14 protein-coding genes are annotated in these 17,558 nt (G+C 53.6%); 1 reads left to right on the top strand and 13 read right to left on the bottom strand.

What is annotated here, in order from left to right; all coding sequences use genetic code 11:
- Window positions 1-63: 63 nt before the first annotated feature.
- From KZ483_RS13555 to KZ483_RS13505, 11 genes are all read right to left on the bottom strand, one after another.
- Entirely contained in the window at window positions 64-1,665 is a 1,602-nt protein-coding gene (locus KZ483_RS13555) for a serine/threonine-protein kinase (RefSeq protein ID WP_220353167.1), read from the bottom strand.
- 95 nt (window positions 1,666-1,760) lie between these two features.
- Window positions 1,761-2,777: an SAM-dependent methyltransferase gene (locus KZ483_RS13550; RefSeq protein WP_258881686.1), complete on the bottom strand. Its 1,017-nt coding sequence runs from the start codon at window positions 2,775-2,777 to the stop codon at window positions 1,761-1,763.
- The gene (locus KZ483_RS13545; protein ID WP_220353166.1) at window positions 2,774-3,556 is read right to left on the bottom strand and encodes an ABC transporter ATP-binding protein; all 783 of its coding nucleotides are present in this window, start codon (window positions 3,554-3,556) and stop codon (window positions 2,774-2,776) included. Before KZ483_RS13545 ends, KZ483_RS13550 begins: the two co-directional genes overlap by 4 nt.
- A gap of 49 nt (window positions 3,557-3,605) precedes the next feature.
- Entirely contained in the window at window positions 3,606-3,911 is a 306-nt protein-coding gene (locus KZ483_RS13540) for a cyclic-phosphate processing receiver domain-containing protein (protein ID WP_220353433.1), read from the bottom strand.
- Window positions 3,911-4,744: a deoxyribonuclease IV gene (locus tag KZ483_RS13535; RefSeq protein ID WP_220353165.1), complete on the bottom strand. Its 834-nt coding sequence runs from the start codon at window positions 4,742-4,744 to the stop codon at window positions 3,911-3,913. Before KZ483_RS13535 ends, KZ483_RS13540 begins: the two co-directional genes overlap by 1 nt.
- Before the next feature lie 6 nt (window positions 4,745-4,750).
- Complete coding sequence (locus KZ483_RS13530; protein ID WP_220353164.1) at window positions 4,751-5,566, bottom strand: Fpg/Nei family DNA glycosylase; 816 nt, start codon at window positions 5,564-5,566, stop codon at window positions 4,751-4,753.
- 18 nt (window positions 5,567-5,584) lie between these two features.
- Complete coding sequence (locus KZ483_RS13525) at window positions 5,585-6,406, bottom strand: TIGR01457 family HAD-type hydrolase (protein WP_220353163.1); 822 nt, start codon at window positions 6,404-6,406, stop codon at window positions 5,585-5,587.
- The gene (locus tag KZ483_RS13520) at window positions 6,399-7,499 is read right to left on the bottom strand and encodes a Gfo/Idh/MocA family protein (protein WP_220353162.1); all 1,101 of its coding nucleotides are present in this window, start codon (window positions 7,497-7,499) and stop codon (window positions 6,399-6,401) included. Before KZ483_RS13520 ends, KZ483_RS13525 begins: the two co-directional genes overlap by 8 nt.
- On the bottom strand, window positions 7,496-8,965 hold the full coding sequence (locus KZ483_RS13515; protein ID WP_220353161.1) for a ribonuclease H-like domain-containing protein: 1,470 nt from the start codon (window positions 8,963-8,965) through the stop codon (window positions 7,496-7,498). Before KZ483_RS13515 ends, KZ483_RS13520 begins: the two co-directional genes overlap by 4 nt.
- The gene (locus KZ483_RS13510; protein ID WP_220353160.1) at window positions 8,962-11,247 is read right to left on the bottom strand and encodes a DEAD/DEAH box helicase; all 2,286 of its coding nucleotides are present in this window, start codon (window positions 11,245-11,247) and stop codon (window positions 8,962-8,964) included. Before KZ483_RS13510 ends, KZ483_RS13515 begins: the two co-directional genes overlap by 4 nt.
- Window positions 11,248-11,386: 139 nt before the next feature.
- Window positions 11,387-12,358, bottom strand: a complete 972-nt coding sequence (locus KZ483_RS13505; protein WP_220353432.1) for a metal-dependent hydrolase — start codon at window positions 12,356-12,358, stop codon at window positions 11,387-11,389.
- A 189-nt stretch (window positions 12,359-12,547) separates the two neighbouring features.
- On the opposite strand from KZ483_RS13505, the gene tlp reads away from it, so the two are divergent.
- Window positions 12,548-12,778 carry a small acid-soluble spore protein Tlp gene (gene tlp / locus KZ483_RS13500; RefSeq protein WP_220353159.1) on the top strand — a complete coding sequence of 77 codons (231 nt, stop codon included), beginning with the start codon at window positions 12,548-12,550 and terminating at the stop codon, window positions 12,776-12,778.
- Window positions 12,779-12,878: 100 nt separating this feature from the next.
- Here tlp and rnz read toward each other — a convergent pair whose 3' ends face one another.
- Together rnz and metH are read right to left on the bottom strand one after the other, a co-directional pair.
- Window positions 12,879-13,817, bottom strand: coding sequence for a ribonuclease Z (gene rnz / locus KZ483_RS13495; protein WP_220353158.1), 939 nt, complete (start codon window positions 13,815-13,817; stop codon window positions 12,879-12,881).
- A gap of 134 nt (window positions 13,818-13,951) precedes the next feature.
- Window positions 13,952-17,392 (bottom strand): methionine synthase, encoded by a 3,441-nt coding sequence (metH, locus tag KZ483_RS13490; RefSeq protein WP_220353157.1) that lies wholly within the window; start codon window positions 17,390-17,392, stop codon window positions 13,952-13,954.
- Between the last annotated feature and the right edge of the window lie 166 nt (window positions 17,393-17,558).

The following is a 17,558-nucleotide window of genomic DNA, read 5'->3' as shown; positions in this document are numbered from 1 at the left end:
TAAAGAGCGCGTTTGTTCTACACCGCTCGCGTTCCATTGTATCACAGGAGCTTGCCTGTTGTGTTAACTTGATGCAAAAAGCCTGCTGATAAAAGGGTGGAAGGAACGTTCAAACGCTTTAGACCATGATTTGTGCGAGGTTGCCCATAACCCGTTCCACATCAGCTCTACCCACTCCTCAGCGGGCAAAAGAGGAATCGAAATGTCCGGCTTGGCCGGAATCATCGCGAGCCATTCGGAACGGCTGCGAAATTTCATATCTTTGTTGGCAGCCCATATTGTTGCAAGATTGTTTCCCTCCCGTTCGAAGCAAATAGTTTGCGCCGCTTTCATTCGGCGGAGCGTCCATTTGGACGGGAATGGATCAACAGCGAATATTAGAACGTCGGTTTGAAGCAACTGCTTTTCTGCAGCCCGTTCGAGCCATTGGCCGGACATATCCGTCACCACGACGGGTTCGTTTATCGATTCCATCATTAACCTGAATTTCAGATCATCATCAATGGCCGCTTCAGCTGCAGATGGCAGAAGAGCATGCCAATACACCGGTTCCCGTCCGTCCTGAATCCGAATATAGCGGGAATCAAGTGGCTGGCCGGCTTTAGCCGATTTCTTTCGATGTTCTATGTTTAACAAGGAATACCATTCCGGTTCAAGCGAAGGATGCTCAACGGCCGCGCACTCGATGCCGCGGGAACCGAGCAGCCGGGCAAGCGATATTGCGACGAACGTTGAACCCGCGCCCGGTGAGAACGATGCTACTGTAATATGAAGCGGTTTGGCTCGGCTTATTCCGGGCTGTTGAATACTCCGTTGTGCTTGTAAGCCTTCCGGTAAGATGGATCCACCGGCATTCGGCGACTGTACACAGGCAGCCATTGCTTTGGCAGCCTCTTCCATGCACGTATAACGGCAGTTAGGCCGGGGATCAAGCATTCGGCCGATTACCGAACGAACGTCAGCCGACACATTTCCCGGCAGGCCGCCTCCTGACTGCACACCGTCTTTGAGCGGGGTGCCTCCGTTCAGCATATAAAGCATCAGGGCGCCGAGACCGAAAACATCCGTGCGTGCATCACTTTGCCTCTGTGCCTCCTGTTCAGGAGCCGCAAACCCGGGAGTACCGAGCTTAACCGTATCTTGGACCTGTCCCGCCTTATAACGCCTGGCAATACCAAAGTCGATCAACCGTACGTAGCCGTTTTGATCCACCATAACGTTCGTCGGTTTCAAGTCGCGGTGAATAATCGGCGGATGCTGGCTATGCAAATAATGAAGCGCATCGCACAGTTGTATTCCAATATTAAGCACTGCGGACTCCGGCAAGAACCCGCCGCTGTCTCGAAGCAAGGATTGGACGGTTTCACCGTCGATATAGTCCATAACGAGCATTTCGCTGTCCTTGTCGCCCGGGGGAAAATAATCGACTATAATCGGAAGGCGCGGGTGATTCAGCCGCATAAGAAGTGCAGCCTCTTCGGCGCTGTAAAGTCCGTCCGCGGTCGGCGGCCGATTCACCTTTAATGCCCGTAATTTACCTTGCAGACGCAAATCTTCCGCGGCATATACTTCTCCCATGCCTCCCCTGCCGATCAGACCCGCAATCCGATATCGATCGCCGATTAACGCTCCGCCTCTCAAACTCTCTCTGTCGACCGGTTCCATACATTTCACTCCTCATAATCAAAATAAAGCATCCCGATAGACAGACCTGAGTCTGTAGATCGGGATGCTTTCCCATAATAAGCGTATAACTTATTTTAACGTTTAATTAAATATAACGTAATTTCATCACGGTTGTGAAACAATTGTTTGGCCTTCTTCAATTCGAAAGACTCACTCAGCCTTGCAATGACATCGCGTATCGTTTGCAGCGGCTTCTTGTGCATTAATTTCACCGTGATGATTGCGGTGGCTCCTTCCGCCAGCGCAGTAATCTGTTCGAGCACCAGCTTCGACATTTGCATCGGGCTCCAGCTCATATCGCAGACGAGCAGATCAAAGGTACCGTGTTTGAATTCCACGTCCGAAGCGTTCTTCTTCAAATATGTCAGCCTGGGGTAGCTGGATAAAGACGGATGAAGCTCCGCCGGATCCACCGACGTAACCTTCAAGCCCCGTTCAAGCAGAAGATGAGTCCACCCGCCTGGAGCGGCACCGATATCCAACGCTTGGCGAAAGCCGGCAAAGTCCAGTTTAAACTCCCTCTCCGCCTCCAAAAGCTTGAATTTGGCGCGGGAGATTTGACCATCCTCTCGTTGAAACCGAACTGCTCCTCCAGGCCAATCAGATAACTGTTCCTCCGGCGTTCCCCATCCGATACAGAGCTCCGTTCTTCCCGCATAGATGGATAAGATGAGCTCCGGCGCTTGCATCGTCGGTTCACAGCCCATTTCAGTCAGAACAGCGTCGATGACGGCCTTCGTATCGGCGGCCGAATACAGGAAAGGCGTGCTGTCCGCACGCCGCAGATGAACGGCCGTGGTTCGGCCCTCGCATCGCAAACGGGCATGGCGGACCAGCTCTGATAATGCCTGTAAATCATCGGCATTGCCGTGAATCGGTAACGTCCTGTCGACCGGCTGGATATGCCGCAAGAACATCGGCTCGTTATCACTAAGCGCCGATAATACCTCTTCGCGGCCGAGCGTCAATTCCATCCGGAATATTTCATTCGCTGAAAGCTGCGTGAATTTAATGTCATTAAATAACCGCCGCAGTTCCTCCATCGCGTATGCCGCAAATCCGTAATTAGCCGTCCCTATCCATTGACTCAACGTTCTACTCCTCCTGATACCGCCCGAATCCAGGGCCTGCCATTCACCCAGTCAACTTCTACGGGCCAATCGTACGCCCGGCTGAGCGCTTCACCGTTCAACACTTCCTCCTTGGGTCCGGCTGCGGTAATGCGTCCTTCATGTATAAGAGCCACATGAGTAAACAGTGGAATAATTTCCTCGAGATGGTGCGTCACATATACAATCATCAATCCACGTCCGCTTAGCTTGCCGAGATCGAGAAGAAGCTTTTCACGCTCATGCAGATCAAGTCCCGCACATGGCTCGTCCAAAACGAGAAGCTTGGGACCCGCCATAAGCGACCTGGCAAGAAGCACCTTCTTCCGCTCGCCTTGAGAGAGCGTGCCGAACGGCTGCTCCGCCATAGAACCAAGTCCGACCTGATCGATCAAACGCAGCGCCTTGAGCCGTACGTTCTCATCAATGGTTTGATAAAACCGCAAAAACGCATACTCCCCGGTTGCGACAACTTCCCAAACCGGATCGCTCAGCGACAGTTTCTCGATCACGGATTGGCTGATGTAGCCGATTTCTTTCCGGACTTCCCGGACATCGCATGAGCCGTACCGATACCCGAGTACATCGACCGTCCCTGAAGAGGGAAACAGGTATCCGGTCATCATTTCAAGCAAAGTCGTCTTGCCCGAGCCGTTTCGACCGAGAATGACCCAATGTTCGCCATCATTCATTCTAAGGTCCACGCTCTGCAATATATCCCGTTCGCCGCGGCGTAACGTAATTTCCTGTAGGTTTATCATATTAGGTTCCTCCGTTATTTCACATGCCCGGGCGAGCCTGACAGTATGGTTACCCGGGCATCGGACCGTTATGAATATTCACGTGAGACGGTGCATGCTTGAGCAGCAGATGAACCATCTGCGTTCGCCCTTCAGGGCTCGATGTATGAAAATAAATGGACCTCGGGTAACGGCCGCTTTCCACTATGTACCGGGCAACCTCAAGACCGGTCGGCTGTCCCCACCCCAAATCGTAATCGAGTGATAAAATGTCCACTTCCTCGTGTTCCAGAAGCAGCCTGCATTCTTCGGCGTTTTTAGCTGGTGTGAAGCCAACTGGACATGGCCGGTAATCATCCAAATAAACGTTTATCATCATTGTCCTCCCCATCGGCGTATTCGTTCAAGCTGATCAAGGTGAGTACCGTCTGCGCCTGCCGGCGTCTCAAGGATAAACGGCGTTTCCGTGAAAGCAGGGTGGCCCAGCAGCCAGGAGAAACCTTTTTCTCCAATGAAGCCCTGACCGATCACGGCATGCCGGTCGCGTTTCTCTCCCGAAGGATAAACAGAGTCATTAAGGTGAATCGCCTTTATATGCGCCAGAACTCCGAGCCTATCCGCATTATCCAGCCATTGCGCGTTCGGTTTCCCGTCCCATACGCCGCTTGCGAACAAATGGCACGTATCCAGACAAAAGCCGATTTTGTGGGGAGCGACACACAAACCGCGAATTTGCGCGAGCTCCTCCATCGTAGTTCCCATGAAGGTATGGTCGCCCGCCTGATTCTCGATCAACAGCTTGGCGTTTCCGTTCCACTGGGAGGTTACTGCACTTATCGCCTGAATGGCGTTTCTATAGCCCTCAAGAGAATCGGAGCCTTTATATACACCAAAATGGACGACGACACCCAGCGAACCGCAAGCTTCCGCAATTTCCAAATCGTTTAAAATCGACATTACCGTTCGTGCCCGATGGTCGGGATCTTCAGCGGCAACATTCGTCGGGTAAGGAGAGTGAGCAATCGAGACGATTCCTCTCTCCCGGCAAAAATCCGCACAGCGCTTCGCATCCGCCGCATCGAATTTCTTAATAAGAAGGCTGCGCGGATTTTTCGGAAAATATTGAAATCCCTCTGCTCTAATCGAAGCGGCTCTCTTGGCCGCCTCAAGGTAACCGCCCCTGGTCGATACATGACAGCCGGCGCGCATGCTCTGTTACCTACCTTTCTGGCAGGAAGGGCAGAAAAACATTTTTCGCGAGTTGATCTCGCCCCGTTCCACGGTTCCACCGCATCTGAGGCACGGCTGTCCGTCACGGTCGTAGACCCTGCAGCGGTCATTGAAACCGCCTGTCAGCGTATCGTCGGCAGTCAGCGGCATCTCCATATAGCCGCCGTAAGACGCCGCCTCCTTCAGTACGCTGTGCATCGAATTGTAGAGCCTTTCCCATGTATCAGGCTCAAGCTCGCTTATACGCGCATCCGGCCTGATTCCAGCGTCGAACGCGATTTCATCCGCATAGCAATTGCCGATGCCGGATACGACCTGCTGGTTGACTAGCGTCGTTTTGAGTGAGCCGCGTTTGCCGGCAAACAGCTTCTTGAAACGCTCGAATGTCAATCTCTTATCGAATGGATCCGGCCCGAGCTTGGCCAGATGAGCCTCGACTTCCTTTACGGTGTACAAATGAATATAACCGAGCCTCAGTCCGATAAAACACATGACACCCGCAGGGAAGCCGATGGCCACCTGCACCGATCGGTCCTGTATCTCCCCGGGCGGTCCGAAGCGGATCATCCCTCCAAGCATCAAATGGAGTAGAAGACGCTTCCCATTGTCAAGATGAAACAGAAGCATTTTACCGCGGCGCTCTACAAACAACACCGTCCTTCCGATCAGCTGCTCCGAGAATATATCCGGTTCTACATTAATCGATTTCGGCCTTGTCACTTCGACTTGCGTAACCGGCTGACCCACGATGCGCTCCGCGAGCAGTTTGCGATAGGTTTCCATTTCCGGCCATTCCGGCATCGTCTATCTTCCTTCCAGTTAGTTAATGGACCTCTGAAGCTTATCGTCTACATGTAACTTAAGTTTATGTAAATCATCAAATACCGCGTCCGCGATGACACCGGCGGCTTGAAGAAGCCGGTTATAATTGTCCTTCGTCGCGAGTCCGGTAAGCACTAGAGCGGAATAGCAGCCTGAAGCCTGAGCCGCTGCAATATCCGTCGCCGGGTTATCGCCGACCACCCAGGTTTCTGCAGCAGTTAATCCCAGCCGTTCCAGCGCGAAATTCATCAGTATTGCGGAAGGCTTGCCGATCAGCGCCGGCTCCACGCCTGTCGCCGTTCGAAGCATGGCAGCGATCGTTCCGGCCCCGGGAAGCAGTTCGCCGTCCGAAGGAAGCAGCACATCAGGATTCGTAAGGACGTAAGCTGCACCGCCGAGAATATGCCGGACTGCGGTGGATAAGCGGTCATAAGTCAAGCTGCGGTCGATGCCCTGGACGACGATATCCGGATTATCCTCTACGACCTGTAAACCCTGGTCGGTAAGAGCGTTTCTCAGCCCTTCTTCTCCTACCACGAAAACACGCGCGCCTTTCTGCCGCTCCGCAATATAAGATGCAGCCGCCTGAGCGGATGTGCAAACATCCTGCGGCTCAGCGGGAATTCCCATCGCATTCAACCGGTCCGCGACGGTTTCCGGAGAGGCTGAAGAATTGTTTGTTACGAATAGATAACGCGCACTTCGGGCGCGGAGCATATGTATTAACGTGTCCGCTCCATCGACCATTTGGCGGCCGTTATAGAGGGTGCCGTCCAAGTCGATAAGGAGTCCGCGCAGAGCCGCACCGGAATCAGTCATTGGTGTTCCACTCCTTATTTTGTTTCAGCACGCGGTCTATCAAATATTCAGTCTTAATTCCGTCTTCAATTGTCGGAGCGAGTCCCGCCCAGCGGTCTTCTCCGGCAAAACGCCAAATAAAATGATGCAGGGAGCCGAAATGTGTGTCTACCGCCACACCCATGGTCGCTTTCTCATCCGGCAGCAGGGTTAAGGAATCTGGTATCGGCAATGCCGTTGTACCGCCATGCAGGAGATGGACCGCCGGTATCGTATGGCGCTCCAGATCGCATGTTATGGAGCCTTGCGCACCCACAATTTGAATATCGAATGCGTCGGATCCAAGCGCTATCCGTGAAACCTCAGCCGTTCCGCTTATTCCGGACTCCGTTGTATAATGCATCATCGCCCAATCGTCCACATCAACATCGACGATTTCACCTGTTTCCGCATCCGGACGTTTCCGGACATAGGTTTTGGTTCTTCCGCTGACTTCATCCAGCTCTCCGAACCAATGGCGCAGAAGATCGAGGACATGAACGCCGAGATCGCTAATCGCGCCGCCTCCCGACATACCGCTTTGCAATCGCCAGCTTACCGGGCGCTCCGGACTGAGATAACCGGAGCGGCGGTAGGAGATTTTGCACTGCAGAATATCGCCGACAATTCCTTCCTGCAGCCAGCGTTTAATTCGCATAACGGCAGGATGATACCGGAAAGTAAAGGCAAGCTGCTGCAGAACTTCAGGCTGTTCACTTACTCTGCGGTGCAGCTCTAGAGAACGACTGTACTCTTCCGTTACAGGCTTCTCGCAGTATATAGCCTTACTTCCCGACAGTGCCGCCATAACATCGTCGAAGTGGTTTGCGTTCGGAGTGCAGACGTCAAACGCATGCAGACGTTCGTCAGCGGCAGCCTTCGAGGCCGAATCGACTACGCGGCGAAAGCCGATCGCTTCGGCCTGTGCTTGATGGACGTCCGGTCTTCTTGTTACAAGTGTATCAAGCACCGGTACAACCGGCGTTTTCTTTATAACAGGCAGCGCGCGAAGCGCAGTCATATGTGTTTTTGCAATATTACCGAAGCCAAGTATCGCAAATCGCAGTTCCCTCATCCATACAGCCTCCCTGATTTCACCCGCAACCGTTCGACCCGTTTGTGGATGCTTTCCAGTTCAGCACGGCGTTTCGCGTCGATCCGCATACTTGTATAACGCCGCTGCGCGAGCTCAAGTGCCGTTTCGGCAAGCGCCAGAGCCGCATCGAACTGTTTGGTCTTATGTTCATAGTACATGGAAAGCTCGATATGAGCATCCCAGTCCGGCCACGAAGCGTGTTGCGCCATATGTACGGCCTTCTGCCACAATAACACAGCACGCGTCCAATTTCCACATTTCTTGTCCCTGTCCGCCAGTGCGGTTAAGCAGGAAGCCGGGGTACGACTGTCTGCTTCGAGAAGGCTAAACAAGGGAGCGGCATGTTCCGCCGCACCCATCTTCTCCAGCCATAAGCCGGTGCGCAGAAGCTCTTCCGGTTCGGTCGGATTGGAGACGCGAGTGCCGAGCCCCCCACTTAGCAAATGCCCGAATCGGATCGCCAGACAAGCCAGTGACAGCATGTCCGATTCATTGTGGAGAAAGACGCCGAGCAGCGGGTCAGGCTTCCCGTCGGCCAGAAATTGAAAGTAGATGGCGGGAGCCAGCGAACCGGGCACATCGTCGGTACGGACGATTCCGAGCCGCTCCTCCTCCACATGGCTAAGACGACAGGAGGCAAGCGTATTGCGCCATATGCTCCGAGATGGATGAAGCAGGTCAATATGGATAGGCTCCCACCTGAATGTACGGAAACCATTAAGGATGAACCGGTTCAGTAATACCGGCCAATCGAATGTCCGACCGTTGTAGGTGATAAGATGCGAATACATCAGCAGCTTCTCACACAGATAGCCCAGCATCGCCCGCTCCTCCGCCGGATGACGAATGAGCATTTGTTGAACGACAAACGACTCACCTTCGGCGAAACCGAGGCCAACCATAAAAGGCACATTGCCGGCGCCGACGCCAAGTCCCGTCGTCTCCAAATCGAGAAACAACACCTTTTCCGGCTTCACGGCGATTGCCTCAATGTTAGTCCCCGGCATTCCGCTTGGGCTGCCGTTTAATCCACCTATACGGCTTAATCTCACCGGCTTTGGTGCGTTAACCGGCGATTGAAAGGCTGATAGTCCCGTCGACGCTTCATGCAGCTCGGACAATTGATGAATTCCGTGCCGGTGCTCTAAAGGATAACGGGTCTCCCGCAGAAGAAAGCTGCCTTCCGCAGTTCGGATGATCTGGACGCCGGTGTCATCCCAGTCGGAAGTCAGCACTTCGATGTCGTCTGCATAGCCGTTCACCGTTTCATGCTTCGGGTCTGTCAGTTCCTCATCAGCCGAACGATTGTCTGTCTTTCCGTCCGCCTCGCTTGCAAGCTCCAACGCTTGCAGCGCCTCAGAAGACTCATCGGCGCCGGGAGATTCAGCAGCTCCCGCGGCACTTGAACCTCTAAGCCGAAGCAGTCTGTCGCGCAGCCCGCTCATTGCAATATACCCGCTTCCTCGATCAGGTCCAGCGCAAGTGATTTGCCGAGCAATCCTACCTCTTCGATCGGTCCCACACACGCCGGACAGCCGCTCAAACAGGTACAGGAGCGGATGAGCGATTTGGCCTGCCGCAGCAGCTCGTCATGCACCTCGAACAATCGCTCGCTGAGACCGATGCCGCCCGGATAACGGTCATAGAAATAGATAGTAGGACGCTTCGTATGGACTGCCTTCACTTGTGGTACGACTCGGATGTCTAGCGGATCGCACATCAGGTACAGCGGGGCAAGATGAACAAGCACGTTCGCCAGACCGAGCAGCGCCTGCTGCATATCGTTAGCGCTCTTGCGCGCTGCCGCCTCCTCGCTGAACGAGAACCAGTAGCCGCTCGTATGCAGCTCCTCTTCAGGCAAATGAATCGGACCGCTGCCGATATTTTCATGGCTTCTAAGTCGGATTTTCTTGAAAATGGTCGCTTTTGCGTTGACGGTCACCTCGCCGTACTGCCTCAGCAAATCGCCGCTCTGCCGTTCCTTGTCGACATGCAGCACCTTAAGCTCAACGGCCATATTGGCATCGGTAAAATAATCGACGTCGACCTCGCGTACATATGCTTTTTTCTCAGGATAATCGAGCTTCTCGACCTGATACTGCACGCCCTCATGAATATATATGGCTTCGTCGTGAATGAGCGTCGGCGCGCTGAACCGGTCTACTTCCCCCAAGACGCGGCTGCCGCTCGTCATATCGATTATAATGAAGTTCTCCTGAGCTGCGGAACGGAGCGATATGCCATGAGCCGGAAACGATTGCTCCATCCAGTACCACCGGTCCTTCACACGGTGCAGCACCTTCTCTTCCACCAGAAACTCAAGCATGTGCTCAAGCGACTCCTCGCCGAATTTCTCTCCCGCTTCAAACGGCAGCTCGTACGCGGCGCATTTCACATGATCGATCAGGATCAGCAAATTATCCGGATGGATGAGCGCGCGTTCCGGAGGACGATTAAAGAAGAAGTCCGGGTTTTGGATCATATATTGATCAAGCGGATTGCTGCTTGCCACAAGAAACGTCACCGAGGTGCCTTGGCGCCGTCCCGCCCTTCCGGACTGCTGCCAGGTGCTTGCGATCGTACCCGGATAGCCGTTCATCACGCATGCCTGAAGCTGCCCGATATCGATACCGAGCTCAAGCGCATTGGTGCTGACAACTCCGCGTATTTCGCCGCTGCGCAAGCCCTGCTCGATTTCTCGGCGCAGCTTGGGCAAGTAACCGCCCCGGTAACCCCGTATCGTTTTCGTGCCGAGTTCATCCTTCACCAGCTCCTGCAAATACGTGAGAAGCAGCTCCACCCGAACGCGGCTGCGTGCGAATACGATGGTCTGAACCCCCTGGCGAAGCAGGGATGCGGCAAGCCTGCGCGATTCAAGAACGCTGCTGCGGCGTATGCCGAGCTGTTTATTGACGACGGGCGGATTATAGCATATAAAATGCTTCTCTCCCATCGGAGCGCCGTTGTTGTCGACAAGCCTGACCGGCTCGCCGATCAGCCGCTGCGCATGCTCGCCCGGGTTATCAATGGTCGCCGAAGCGCAAATAAACTGCGGACTGGAGCCGTAAAACCGGCAGATCCGCTTGAGCCGCCGGATAACGTTCGCCACATGGCTGCCGAATACTCCGCGGTAGGAATGCAGCTCGTCGATGACAATATATTTTATATTTTCGAATAGTTTGACCCATTTCGTATGATGCGGCAGTATAGCCGAATGCAGCATATCCGGATTCGTCACGACGATGTGTCCTGCATTGCGGATCACCTGTCTGACCGTAGGCGGAGTATCGCCGTCATATGTATGCGTCTTCAGATCGACATCCATTGCCGCTGCCAGCTCCTGAAGCTCAGCGACTTGATCCTGGGCCAGCGCCTTGGTCGGAAATAAATAAAGCGCTCGGCCGCTATCGTTCTCAAGCAGCGACTGCAGCACCGGCAAATTGTAACAGAGCGTTTTGCCCGATGCCGTCGGCGTTACAGTGACCACGTTCAGACCGCCGCGCACCGCGCGGTAAGCTTCCGCCTGATGTACGAACAGCTTTCCGATCCCCCGTCCCTGCAGAGCTTCCCTAAGCTTGGGATGGATATCCGCCGGCATCTCCGTACTGCGCGCTTCACGCGGCGGAATGGTATGCCAATGTGTCACATTTTCCATGATTTCCGGTTGCTGTTTAAGCAGCTGCAGCCACTCGTCCAAGCCTGATGCTTTCCCCGTCCACCGGTTCATGCCATTATTCTCCCCTTCTTAAAACCATTCCGATTCTATTCTCTTTATTGTACAGAATGTATGTTCGGCATGCAATCGTATAACGCAAAAAAAGGCCGCTCCCGGTCCTGTCGAACCCTCCCGGAAGGCAGCCCATCAATTATACATAAGGCGGTTCCCATGTTTTCTTGCTCCATCCGATCCTGTCATGCAGCACGTTTAAATCCCGGTCGAGCGTAACAGCCGCGCTGAACGGCATTTTATCATTATGCCAAAATCTGACGTCGCTCCACGTTACTTCATATCCTTCCTGCCGTTCCTTAACCTGGACATGAACGCTCTGGGCAAAATGGAGAAACGCACTGACGCCAAGCGTGCCTAGAGTCGCCTTCGCGGCCGCCGGATACCTGTCCGGACCCGTCTTGCTGAGTATTGCTTGCTGATAGATATTCCCCTGTTTTACCGTACCGATCGCATAGGTGTCGTCCGTCTCTGCAACATATTGCCACGTAACTCCCGACATGCTTGGGATCAGCGTTATTTGACCATTAGTCCGGTATTCGCTTTGCAGCTTCCGTTTCGTGCGTACGCTCTGAGCCGTGCGCCACCCGATATAGGCGATACTGGCGGAATATACCGCAGCAAACATAAGACCGGGAGAGAATGTGCCTGACAGCCATATGAGAACGGCTGTGGCATGTAATCCAAATAGGTACGGATCGAACAGGCAAAGCACGTCAAGATGCCGCCATTTCGCGGAAAACGGACGCAGGCATTGAACACCGTATGCGTTAAATAAATCAAGACTTATATGTAAGCAGACAGCGATAAAGGTCCATAGGATGACCGTCCATCCGGCATCCAATACCCCGAACATCCAAGCAAGCGGGAAACCGAGCAGCACAGACCATATCGCCGGCGCCGGCAGCGAGTGTGTCAGCCCGCGGTGGTGGCGGACATACGCCGGTTCCCCACGCAGCCTCATCAGAGAATCAAAATCCGGTGCGTGACTTCCAATAAGGGTGCCGGCCATAACGGCGTGCGCGACTTCCGGGTGGGATGCAACGGTCGGATCAAGCATGGACAAACCCGCCAAAGAAACGCCGAAGAGCAAATGAGTTCCGCTATCCAGGAAGCAACATCCTTTCCGATTTTGCCATTAGATTTGTAGCATGCAGCTTACAGCATCATAATAGCAGCGTTTCGTTAACGGATCGTTTTCGAGACATAATGTTTTTGTATAGACCGCCCTGAGACTGTACAAGCTATACAAGGTTTGAAAAATTAACCAAATATAATCTTAGAGGAGGAACTACAGAACATGGCACATCCGGACAATCGCGAAGACAACGTCAGCAATCTGCAAAATGCAATCGAAAATACGGAAGAAAATATGAACGAAGCGGAAGAGTACCTTAATGAGCATGCGGACGAAATTTCATCCGAAGAGCAAAGCAATGTGGAATCCAAGAATGCGCGCCGCAGCGAAAGCATCGAAGGATTGACTTCGGAGATGCGTGACGAGCAGGAATTTCAGGAAGAACAGGAATAAACCGGGCTCGGTTGCACCAATAACCCCTGACCGTTTGCCGCAAGAATGCTTACGCGGTTCGGTACAGGGGTTATTTTCGTTTTAAATGTCTACCGGTATATTAAGACTGGTCAGCCGTCCTCGGAATATTAAGCTCCAGCAAATCATAAGCGGCGACGGTATTCTGAAATATCGTTTGCGCGTCCTCAACAAGCTTCGCGACCGCTTCGTCATCATAGCGCGAGCTGAAGTGTGTGACGGCCAGCCGTTTTGCGTTCGAGCTCGCTGCCACCTGCGCAGCCTGCAGTACGGTCGAATGGCCGTAAGCGGCCGCTTTCTCTTCCATACCAGCCGCAAACGTCGCTTCATGGACCACCAGGTCTGCGTCCTGTGCCAACCGAATTGCGCTGTCGCAGGGCGAAGTATCTCCAAGAATGGTCACGATTCTCCCATGAACCGGCTTTCCCGTTACATCCGCCGAACGTACGGTTTTGCCACTGCTCAGCGTGATGTCCTCGCCTTTTTTCAGCCTGCCGTATAGTGGTCCGGGCGGTACCCCAAGTTCCTTCAGTTTCTCCAGATTCAACTGCCCGGGCAAAGGCTTCTCGGTGATCCGAAAGCCGAAAGATGGCAGCCGATGATCGAGCTCCGCCGTTTCAACCGTGAACCTGTCGTCCTCTGCTATCAGGCCTGCCTCCGATATTTCGATAATCTCCGGCTCGTATTCAAGACGAGTGCCGCTATGTTCGAAAACAGCTTCCAGATAAGCGCGGATTCCCGGCGGACCCCAGATGCTCAAAGGGACTGACCCTTCAAAGTAAGTACGGCTGCTAAGCAGACCCGGTAAACCGAAAAGATGATCGCCATGCAAGTGTGTGATGAAAATCCGCTCCAGCTTATTTAACTTCAGCTTGCTGCCGAGAAGTCTGTGCTGTGTACCCTCACCTGCGTCAAACAGCCAAAATAAATTTGTAGGGCCTGGCAGCGACAGCGCCATTGACGTGACATTCCGCGCTTTCGTCGGTCTCCCTGCACCCGTTCCAAGAAACGTCAGATTCATAGCGGCTCTCCTCCTTATCCTTACTATAGCAATACCCTCGGCAGTGGCGGTTATACCGACTGCAGAGGGTATGCGATGAATCACTTTTTTCATATGTCAGACCAGGCCGATAGCCGCCCTGAATATTTGTGCCGTTAAGCCTTTTCCACGTTAAAATATTGCGCCTCCGGATGCGCAAACACCATCGCCGAGACGGATGCCTCCGGCTCCATCATGAACCCTTCGGTCAATTGTACGCCAATATCCTCAGGCTTCATCAGGTCGAAGAGCGGCTCCTGATCTTCAAGGTTCGGACAAGCGGGATACCCGAACGAAACGCGAATGCCTTGATAACGCGCCCCATGGCGCTGTTTCATCGTCATATCGTGAGGATCGGGAAATCCCCACGTATCCCGCATCATATGATGAACGCGTTCCGCAAGTCCTTCGGCCACTTCCAGTGCCACCGACTGCAGCGCGTGCGAGCGCAAGTAATCGCCTTTGTCCTTCAGTTCGCCTGCTTGCTCCCGTACGCCTTCCCCAGCGGTCACAACGAGGAACCCGACGTAGTCCATCACTCCGCTGTCGACCGATTTGAGGAAATCGGCCAGACAAAGATAAGGCTCCACGTGCTGCCGCGGGAAGGTGAATCGTTTGATTTCCTGTCCGGACTCCTGCGGGTCGTAAATGATAATGTCGTTGCCCGACGACTGCGCCGGGAAAAACCGGTACATGCCGTGAGCATGCAGCGTTCCCTTCGTTGCCGCTTCACGAAGCAGCGTATCGACCGTTTCCTTAAGCTGCACGGCTTTCTCGTTGCGTTCAGCCAGCAGCTGCTCCACGTTACCCTTCAGACCCAGGTGATGACCCAGCAGCATCTGCATATTTACGTAGGGTACGATTTGCGGAATCGGCACGTCACGAAGTACATGTCGGTCAAGATCCGGCGGAATATAGACCGGCGCATCCGCCGAAATATTGGAGCGGACCGCCCTGGTGAGCTCGGGAAGCGGCTTCTTCTCTTCCTCTTCGATGTGGCCGGCCGCCTTGAACGCCGCCAAGTCATCCTCGTACACCCGTCTCAATTCGGGATTCATCAGCTTGTTTGCAATATCGAGTCCATCCATTGCATCCTTCGCATACAGCACCAAGCCATCGTATTCCGGACTGATACGGGTTTTCGTAAACTTGCGCGTTAATGCCGCGCCGCCTACCAGAATCGGCGCATCAATGCCTGCACTGCGCATATCCTGCGCGGTTATGACCATTTGCTGTGCCGATTTAACAAGCAAGCCGGAGAGCCCGATCGCATCGGCCTTCTCCTTCCGGTAGGCTTCAATCAGCTGCTCGGGAGGTACTTTGATGCCCAGATTAATGATTTTGTACCCGTTATTGGACAAGATGATCTCGACCAGATTTTTCCCTATATCATGGACATCGCCTTTTACGGTGGCCAGAATGATTTTTCCTTTCACGGACGTCTCGTCCTTCTCCATGAAAGGCTCCAGGTGAGCGACCGACGCCTTCATCACCTCTGCGCTCTGCAGCACCTCAGCTACAATCAGCTCGTTGTTGTTAAACAACCGGCCGACCTCTTCCATCCCTCTCATGAGCGGTCCGTTGATGACTTCAAGCGGCGAATATTTCTTTAGCGCTTCCTCAAGATCCGGGATAAGCCCTTCCTTCGTACCTTCCACCACATAGGAACCGAGCCGCTCCTCGAGTGTCAGATTGGAAGCTTTCTCCTTCTTCACGATCTTCTTGTCTCTGAACGCAGCGACAAAAGCAGCCAGCGTATCGTCATTGGTATTGTAAATGAGCTCTTCCGCAAGACGGCGCTCTTCATCCGGGATTGAAGCGTAACGTTCCAGCTTCTCCGTGTTGACGATCGCATAGTCGAGACCCGCTTTGGTACAGTGATACAAATAAACCGAATTCAACACCTCGCGGCCGGCATCCGGCAACCCGAAAGAAATATTGCTGAGGCCGAGAATCGTCTTCGCTTTCGGGAATTTCTCTTTAATGAGACGAATTCCTTCGATCGTTTCGACTGCAGAGCCGATATACTGCGGGTCTCCGGAGCCGACCGGGAACATGTTCGGGTCAAAAATGATATCTTCAGGGTCCATGCCGTATTTGTTAACCAGCAGATCATATGAACGGGCCGCAACTTCCATCTTAGCTTCCCGCGATACCGCCTGTCCGCGTTCGTCGATCAGAATACATACGACTGCCGCGCCGTAGCGGTGGATGAGCGGCAATATTTTCTCAAACTTCGACTCCCCATCTTCAAGGTTGATCGAGTTTATGATGGCCTTGCCCTGCGAATATTTCAATCCCAGCTCAATAATGTGGTCATAGGTGGAGTCGAGCATGAGCGGGACTTTGATTTTCTTCACGACCTGAGGCAGAAATTGATTAACGGCGTATGCTTCGTCGATATCGGTATCCTGCAGGTTAATATCGATAATATGCGCGCCGCCTTTGACCTGCGCTCTGGCGATTTCCGAAGCCTCGTCAAATTTGCCTTCCTTGATCAGCCGCTTGAATTTGCGCGAGCCGGAAATGTTGGTCCGTTCACCGATCATGATCGGCCGGTTATCCGCTTCGATAAACACCGTTTCAATGCCGGACACGGCCGCAGGGTGGTCGCCCTGCTTCGTGCGCGGCGGGTAGTTTGCAAGCGTCTCGGCCATCTCACGGATATGATCCGGTGTCGTCCCGCAGCAGCCGCCGGCGATATTGAGCCAGCCCTGCTCCGCGAACGCGGCGATTTTCTTCGCCAGCGAAACGGGTGATTCGTGATAATTGCCGTTCTCGTCCGGCAGACCGGCATTTGGATAGCAGCTGACCGCAGTCCGTGCGATTTCCGAGAGGGAACGGATATGGTCGCGCATAAATTCAGGGCCGGTCGCGCAGTTCAAGCCGATCGATATCGGGTTCAAATGTTCAAGCGAAATATAGAACGATTCGATGTTCTGGCCGGCGAGCGTCGTGCCCATCGGCTCTATCGTACCCGAGATCATGATCGGCAGCGTCTTCCCGGTCGTTTCGAAGGCGTTCCGAATACCGATCGTTCCCGCCTTTACGTTAAGTGTATCCTGGGACGTCTCGAGCAGCAGCGCGTCGACGCCGCCTTCAATAAGCGCAACCGCCTGCTCGTAATAGCTCTCGATAAGCTCGTCGAAGGTAACTCCGCCGGTTACGGAGAGAGTCTTTGTCGTTGGTCCCATAGCGCCTGCCACAAAACGCGGCCGGTCAGGCGTAGAGAACTTGTCCGCCGCTTCCCGCGCAATAGCCGCAGCAGCCAGATTAATTTCCCGTGCCTTCTCGGTAATATCGTACTCGGCAAGTACAACACCCGTAGCGCCGAACGTATTTGTTTCCAAAATATCTGCACCCGCGGCCAAATAAGCCTCGTGGATTTTCCGAATCACATCAGGCCGGGTTAAGACGAGCATCTCGTTGCAGCCTTCAAGCTCCTCGCCGCCGAAGTCTTCCGGACCGAGATCCTCCTGCTGAATCATTGTCCCCATTGCGCCGTCTAGAATGAGAATTCGTTTCTGCATCATTTCTTGTATAGTCGGTTTCGTCATCGATGAGCTTCCCTTCCGAAGCCGCGTCCATCGCCTTCAAACAATCCCTGGACGAGCGCGGCAGTGAAAAAATCATTAACCCTTAGTCTACCAGAATCCGCGCGATGTGAAAAGGTTCTGTCGACAGTCCGATTACTTTGTTTTATAATTATTCTTATCGGAATTA

The sequence above is a fragment of the Paenibacillus sp. sptzw28 genome (assembly GCF_019550795.1).
GTDB lineage: Bacteria > Bacillota > Bacilli > Paenibacillales > Paenibacillaceae > Paenibacillus_Z.
The sequence above is the reverse complement of the archived record's forward strand: the minus strand, read 5'-3'. Positions and strand labels throughout refer to the sequence as shown.

What these genes read in the sequence shown, in the direction of transcription:
- rnz (WP_220353158.1), bottom strand. Translation starts at nt 13,817, where the DNA reads ATGAATCTGACGTTTCTTGGAACGGGTGCAGGGAGACCGACGAAAGCG.
- KZ483_RS13515 (WP_220353161.1), bottom strand. Translation starts at nt 8,965, where the DNA reads ATGAGCGGGCTGCGCGACAGACTGCTTCGGCTTAGAGGTTCAAGTGCC.
- KZ483_RS13510 (WP_220353160.1), bottom strand. Translation starts at nt 11,247, where the DNA reads ATGAACCGGTGGACGGGGAAAGCATCAGGCTTGGACGAGTGGCTGCAG.
- tlp (WP_220353159.1), top strand. Translation starts at nt 12,548, where the DNA reads ATGGCACATCCGGACAATCGCGAAGACAACGTCAGCAATCTGCAAAAT.
- KZ483_RS13530 (WP_220353164.1), bottom strand. Translation starts at nt 5,566, where the DNA reads ATGCCGGAATGGCCGGAAATGGAAACCTATCGCAAACTGCTCGCGGAG.
- KZ483_RS13555 (WP_220353167.1), bottom strand. Translation starts at nt 1,665, where the DNA reads ATGGAACCGGTCGACAGAGAGAGTTTGAGAGGCGGAGCGTTAATCGGC.
- KZ483_RS13525 (WP_220353163.1), bottom strand. Translation starts at nt 6,406, where the DNA reads ATGACTGATTCCGGTGCGGCTCTGCGCGGACTCCTTATCGACTTGGAC.
- metH (WP_220353157.1), bottom strand. Translation starts at nt 17,392, where the DNA reads ATGACGAAACCGACTATACAAGAAATGATGCAGAAACGAATTCTCATT.
- KZ483_RS13540 (WP_220353433.1), bottom strand. Translation starts at nt 3,911, where the DNA reads ATGATAAACGTTTATTTGGATGATTACCGGCCATGTCCAGTTGGCTTC.
- KZ483_RS13545 (WP_220353166.1), bottom strand. Translation starts at nt 3,556, where the DNA reads ATGATAAACCTACAGGAAATTACGTTACGCCGCGGCGAACGGGATATA.
- KZ483_RS13520 (WP_220353162.1), bottom strand. Translation starts at nt 7,499, where the DNA reads ATGAGGGAACTGCGATTTGCGATACTTGGCTTCGGTAATATTGCAAAA.
- KZ483_RS13535 (WP_220353165.1), bottom strand. Translation starts at nt 4,744, where the DNA reads ATGCGCGCCGGCTGTCATGTATCGACCAGGGGCGGTTACCTTGAGGCG.